A 5,754-nucleotide genomic window follows, 5' to 3' on the forward strand; every position below is an offset into this window, starting at 1 on the left:
CCCGCCGTTCGCAGTGTAAGAATAATCTGAAACAGATCGCGTTGGCGACACATAATTTCCACGATACGTTTCTGAGATTTCCATTTGGGACTTCGGACTATGAAGTTACAGCTGATCTGTCGGATCCCGGTGATTTGCCTGCTGCGACCTGGATCACGGGACATATTGAAATCATGCCTTATCTGGAGCAGGATGCGGTCGCCCGGCGGTGGGATAAAGAAGAAAGATATAACAGTACGAATGATACGGACGGAGATGGGTTCACGAATGCAATGCTGATTCAGATGATCGTGCCTACCTTTTTATGCCCCACAATGACAATGCCCTCAGCACCGCTAGCAGGTAATCGTGGTCCCTGCAGTTATATTTTCTCTGCCGGTACAAAGTCCACGTCGGAATTTCATTATGGAGACCCAGAACCTGCATTTGATGGAGCGATTACACCACGGATTTTGAATCCCGATAAATCAGACAGTCCCAGTTATCAAAAAAAGACAAAAATGCGTGACATTACGGATGGGACTACGAATACATTTTTGATGGGAGAGACTGATTTTGCTCCGGCTGGAGTCCCCTCTACTACCTATGGCAGTGTCTGGGCTTATGGATATCTAGGTTATACCTGGGGGACAACTTTCTCGAGATTAAACCTGCGTAATGGCACCACTTCTTACGGTGTCTTTCGCAGTCAACATACGGGGGGAGCACACTTTGCAATGGCTGATGGTTCCGTGCATTTTCTTTCTGAAAATATCAATAATGAACTGTATCAGGCGCTCTCCACTCGTGCCGGTGGTGAGGTCGTCGAGTTTCCTTAAGCATAGTTTCAATATCAGGACGCGACCTGCACTTTACTGTTCTGGTCGCGTACCTGTTTTCTGGAGAAAATCATGTTTCGTGTAGTATGTATTCTGTTATTGCTGTGGCCAGTGGTGCTGACTGGTTGTGGTGGTTCGGATTCTGGTGTGCAGATTGGCGTTCCCTCTGATGTTCCCACGCCTCCGCCAATTTCGCTGGATGAATGGGATAAGATGACGGACATCAATCAAAAATATGATGTTGACACCTTGGATCGATTGAGGGCCAGTGATCCCAGGCTGGAAAAAGAAAATGCCTGGGACCAGTTTTTAACAGAGGTAGTCGTGCCCAAGATGAAAGAGGAAAAACCTCGTCCTTCTCAAAATTAGCCTGAACTTCAGGTGAAGCGACGCGTCTCCCGCATCCTCAACTGGCGTGAGCAACCAGGGCGGGACGACGTACTGTGAAATAGGATTGTCCTGCTGTTTGCTGGCGGTTCGATTTCAAATCAATGCTGTTTCCGCAGTCGATGACCCGCTGTGAGGACTCTGTACGTCAGAGCTTCTTACGGCGGGAATCGATGCTGCCATCCCCTTCTCTTCTCAGTCATTCTGTCGCAGCCCTGGTTCAGAACGCCGCTGTTTCCCTGCTTGAGCAGAGCCTGCCCTGCGCGTTGATCGCTCAGTCTGTCTGACATGCGACCGCTTCCCCACTGCCTGGCTGCGTTTTCTGCAGTACTTACCGGATCTTTTTTGAATGGGGCGTGCTGGCACAGGAATTGCGTTCCCCTTTTCCAGTTTGAAACAACAGAGGGTCATGCATGGGAGCATGCACTGAACCAATGCCAGGACAGGCGCAGGAAAGTGTCTACTGTTGTCTTTTCGATAGAATCACTCACCGCTGTTTACGGAGGAAGAAAAATGAGTCTCAAACAATCCTGTATTGATGCCTGCCTGAAATGTGCGACGGATTGTGAATTCTGTCTGGATGCCATGATCAATAAAGAAAGTCATAACGACTGCCCCCACTGCTGTCGCGAATGTGTCGACATCTGCCTGTATACAGCACAGGCACTGGCGCGGAACAGTAAGTATTCCTCACAGATCAGTCAGTTATGCGCTGAGATCTGTACCTGGTGTGCAGAACAGTGTGAGGCCCATGAACATTATCACTGTCAGGCGTGTGCCGCTTCCTGTCGTAAATGCGCAGCCGAATGTAAAGAGGTCGTGGCTGTCTGACAGCAGTTGTGTTCCAGGGGAGCACCGGGATTCCTTTGCACCCATGGCGGCTGTGAAGGGAATCGGGAAAGTACTCCCCTGGATCGTTGGGGGACGAAAATTCGTTTAGAGAAAAAATGAAGGAGTTGGATTGATGACGAAGTTTAATCTGGAAGGTAAAACAATCGCATTTCTCGCCACTGATGGTTTTGAACAGGTCGAGTTGACCGAGCCATGGGAGGCCGCCAAAAAAGCCGGCGCCGATGTGCAACTGGTCTCGCTGAAAGCGGGATCGATCCAAGGCGTGCATCACGATCAAAAAGGAGATCAGTTCGCCGTTGATCAGACGGTTGATGAAGTGAGCGCGGAAAGCTTTGATGGACTGGTCCTGCCCGGAGGAGTTTTTAATCCTGATGCGCTGCGGATGCACGAAACGGCGGTCGATTTTGTACGCGACTTCTTCAAACAGGGAAAACCGGTGGCCGCAATCTGTCACGGCCCGTGGTCGCTGGTGGAAGCCGATGTGGTGGCGGACCGCCGCGTGACCTCGTGGCCGAGCCTGAAGACCGACCTCAAAAATGCGGGCGCGACATGGGTGGATGAAGCCTGCGTCTGCGATCAGGGTCTGGTGACCAGCCGCAACCCGGATGACCTGCCCGCATTCTGCGAGAAGATGCTTGAAGAGTTTGCGGAAGGCAAACACGCGAAACAGACCGCCTGAAAAATAGATTCAGTCCGGCTCGATTCTATTGAGATCAACCGGAAAACACATGCCAGGACGAACCCTGCAGGGGAAGTGTTTCATTCACATTTCCGTTGCAGGGCGTTCTGCATTAATGGGGTGAATCACAGGTCCTGCTGTTTTTGATACGATCATTTTCAGTCGATTATGAAGTGTTGATGTAAGTCTGCATTGATTGATTGACTTCAAAAAATGTACTGTCATAATATCTGATCTTCTGGCCAGACTGCTGTGCTGGAAAGGAACACCCTGTTCCAGAGAATGCGTTGTCAAAAATTGCCTGAAGCGAGTGGGAATCATGACAGAAGAAGAGTATCTCAGACCGCGTCGAAAGCGAAAACGAAAACCGGTCGCTGCAGAGTTGACGAAGAAAAAAAAGTCAACGGGCGTGAAAGCGGATGCCAGGCCGAAAGCTAAGAAAAAGAAAGCGAAGTCGCAGGATGATGAGCCTTCAACGCATAAACTGATCGCGCTGGTGATGCTGGGGATCGCGCTGTTTGGCTGGGCGTGTGCCGCGGCTGCTTATGCGCATGCGAAAGAGGGTTGGCGCAGTAACGAAACCGAACGTTTCGCTGCCGAAAATGGAGGCGAACTGGAGTCAGACTTCCGCTCGACCCGCAGGAGAGCCGCCGGGGCGGCGATGTTCAAGACGGCTTTCAATTCGTTAATGGACTTCATCGGGAACGCGTTTCGCCAGATCCCCAATGTCTTCGCTGTGATCGCGTTTACTTTCTCTGAGCGGTTGTGGCTGGTGATCCTGTTTGCGGTTCTGGAAGGAGGCGCCCTGGGTCTGGGATACGTTATGGAAAAAGTGGGCGAAGGCTTTATTGATCCGCCTCAGTACCCGTAGGCTCTGTTCACTGAGCACCGTCGGACAAGCCGACGATGGCACGCGCACCTCTGATATAGTAGGGCTCGTTGCAATTTCTATAGAGGTTTCCGTGTGTCCGGTCTAAATAGCTTGTCCGGCCGTGTCGAATGAGTATAGGAATCCCGATTCTGGATCGTACGTGGCAACTGCGACCTCCTGCTCGCTTTGCTCGGCCCGAATTGCATTCGGGCTCACCCATTTTTCTTATATGTGGTTTCGAGTTTTTCGTGGTTGAAAATTCTGATGGGGATATTTTTTCTGTTCCCCTTGTGATGGGAAACGGATTCGAACCTCGCCAGGCGGGCTGACACATGGGACAGCCCCTACGGCAAGGCAGGTCGGATGCGTGGATCAGGATTTTGCGATTGTTCTATCAGTTTCCTGTTGTCTTCGACAACACCGAATTGCATTCGGGACGACCCGGTTTAGATGTTGGTGACTGGTTGACCGAGCACCGTCGGGCAAGCCGACGATGGCACGCGCACGTCTGATACGGTGTGAAGCAGATTTGAGGACGCTCTATTTTGCTTCCGGTTTTGGCAGATCGTTGAGTTTGAACCGGACGGCGACGACGGAGTTTTTATCTTTGTTGTCACGGTATTTGACATAGGTCGTGGCGACGATGGTGCCGTCCGGGAGCAGTTCGACACCGGGATAGCCACAGTCACCAGTACGTCCGTGATGATGCAGCAGTTTCACCCTGTACTTCCCATCCCGTTTATTGACGATGTCGTCGTACGTACCCACCCAGGCGACGAAGTGTCCGCGACTGGAACTGCCCGGTGCCTGATCCCGAAAACAGACGACCAACTGCCCGTCCTTTGTGAGAACCTGTTTGTGACGGTCGCCGGTCAAGCCCCAGGGAGTGTCGACGGGTGTGGTCCAGGTGGTGCCTTCGTCATTGCTGAACATCATCAGGCTGCGACCTTTGTGAGTGTTTTCGCGCATCAGGCAACAGAGCTGATTGCCGTCCGGGCTGCGGAAGACGCAGGGTTCACAGGGATTTTTGCCAGCAACCTCTGCGACCACCTGTGGCTCCGACCAGCTGAAGCCGCCATTGTCGGAGATCGTCTGCAGCACGACGAGTGGGGCGCGGTCTTTGCCGTCGGGTCCTTTATGATACAGGCCGAGGTAACGCCCGTCTTTCAAGCGAACCATGCTGCTGAAGGTCATCACGCAGGGAAAACCGAGCGGTGGCATTTCTTTCCAGGTATCGCCATTATCTTCACTCATGATGCTGGGCATCCCCGGGCCGCCCCGTTTACCGAGGGCGGCGGAGAAGACCCACAAACGAGCTTTGCCTGCCGGATCAATCATCCGGTAGATACTGGGGCAGTTCTGATGTGTGGAGTAGCCGGCGGGAAGCCGCTCATCAACGCGGGACCAGGTTTTACCGCCGTCTTCACTGCGGGCCATGGGACCGGCAGAACCGCCGTGGTTGATGCACCAGACGGCAAGGATGGTTTTTTGATCGGGCAGCAGTAACGTGGTCGGGTGTCCCTGGTAAACCTGAGGCGTACCGGCGGCGATGACGGTCTGCTGGTCGGTCTCTCCAGAGAGATCAATCAAGGGCAGCTTGTCGTCGGCTTGAACCGGGAGTGCAGTGGTCGATAGCAATAAGATCATGAGCAGGGAAAACAGCGGCTTCATAAGATTTCTTTCTCGGGATTCGCAGGATGTAATAAGCGGTGTGATGATCAGCTTCAGGATTTCAGATCGAAGTCTTGATTCATTGGTTCAGAACCGGGTTCTATCTCGACCGTCAGTTCTGTCTTTTCATTAAAACGCGCTGGTAAATATTGGGTGGTGGGAATTTCTTCCGGCCCGCCGTCTGCTACGATTTTGACATCCTCTTTCGGACGATCCGCGGTGATTTTTACCTGGCAGGCACCGATGGGAACACCTCCCTTATTCTCGACCCGGTATTGTCCTGCTTTGATAATCGCTCCCGCCTGGGGGGCTTCCCTGCCGGCAGTCGGGATGAACCAGATCTCACCCTGGGAGACCGGTTTGCCATCGAACGTCACATTTCCCGTGACGATGACCCGTTCGGGGCCCGGTTCCGCAGAGCCACAGCCTGTGAAAAACAGACCGAACAATAGGCTGGAAATGAGGAAGAGAGATTT

Annotated in this window: 7 protein-coding genes; 5 read left to right on the forward strand and 2 right to left on the reverse strand. The window is 52.6% G+C overall.

The window, feature by feature from the left end; all coding sequences use genetic code 11:
• From AACZ40_RS27865 to AACZ40_RS27885, 5 genes are all read left to right on the forward strand, one after another.
• The coding region (locus tag AACZ40_RS27865) for a DUF1559 domain-containing protein (protein ID WP_339676825.1) at positions 1-818 on the forward strand (818 nt) is incomplete at its 5' end.
• 72 nt (positions 819-890) lie between these two features.
• A complete protein-coding gene (locus AACZ40_RS27870; protein ID WP_291178551.1) occupies positions 891-1,187 on the forward strand; it encodes a hypothetical protein in 297 nt (98 codons plus the stop codon).
• 531 nt (positions 1,188-1,718) lie between these two features.
• Positions 1,719-2,036, forward strand: a complete 318-nt coding sequence (locus AACZ40_RS27875) for a four-helix bundle copper-binding protein (RefSeq protein WP_291178554.1) — start codon at positions 1,719-1,721, stop codon at positions 2,034-2,036.
• Between the two features lie 133 nt (positions 2,037-2,169).
• Positions 2,170-2,736 carry a type 1 glutamine amidotransferase domain-containing protein gene (locus tag AACZ40_RS27880; protein ID WP_291178557.1) on the forward strand — a complete coding sequence of 189 codons (567 nt, stop codon included), beginning with the start codon at positions 2,170-2,172 and terminating at the stop codon, positions 2,734-2,736.
• A gap of 319 nt (positions 2,737-3,055) precedes the next feature.
• Complete coding sequence (locus AACZ40_RS27885) at positions 3,056-3,607, forward strand: hypothetical protein (protein ID WP_291178560.1); 552 nt, start codon at positions 3,056-3,058, stop codon at positions 3,605-3,607.
• Positions 3,608-4,147: 540 nt separating this feature from the next.
• Here AACZ40_RS27885 and AACZ40_RS27890 read toward each other — a convergent pair.
• Together AACZ40_RS27890 and AACZ40_RS27895 are read right to left on the reverse strand one after the other, a co-directional pair.
• Positions 4,148-5,278: a sialidase family protein gene (locus AACZ40_RS27890; RefSeq protein WP_291178563.1), complete on the reverse strand. Its 1,131-nt coding sequence runs from the start codon at positions 5,276-5,278 to the stop codon at positions 4,148-4,150.
• Positions 5,279-5,331: 53 nt separating this feature from the next.
• Positions 5,332-5,754 (reverse strand): hypothetical protein (locus AACZ40_RS27895; protein WP_339676831.1); only part of this gene is annotated, 423 nt, incomplete at its 5' end.

Origin of the sequence: uncultured Gimesia sp., assembly GCF_963972345.1 — a bacterium.
GTDB lineage: Bacteria > Planctomycetota > Planctomycetia > Planctomycetales > Planctomycetaceae > Gimesia.

What these genes read in the sequence shown, in the direction of transcription:
- AACZ40_RS27875 (WP_291178554.1), top strand. Translation starts at nt 1,719, where the DNA reads ATGAGTCTCAAACAATCCTGTATTGATGCCTGCCTGAAATGTGCGACG.
- AACZ40_RS27880 (WP_291178557.1), top strand. Translation starts at nt 2,170, where the DNA reads ATGACGAAGTTTAATCTGGAAGGTAAAACAATCGCATTTCTCGCCACT.
- AACZ40_RS27885 (WP_291178560.1), top strand. Translation starts at nt 3,056, where the DNA reads ATGACAGAAGAAGAGTATCTCAGACCGCGTCGAAAGCGAAAACGAAAA.
- AACZ40_RS27870 (WP_291178551.1), top strand. Translation starts at nt 891, where the DNA reads ATGTTTCGTGTAGTATGTATTCTGTTATTGCTGTGGCCAGTGGTGCTG.
- AACZ40_RS27890 (WP_291178563.1), bottom strand. Translation starts at nt 5,278, where the DNA reads ATGAAGCCGCTGTTTTCCCTGCTCATGATCTTATTGCTATCGACCACT.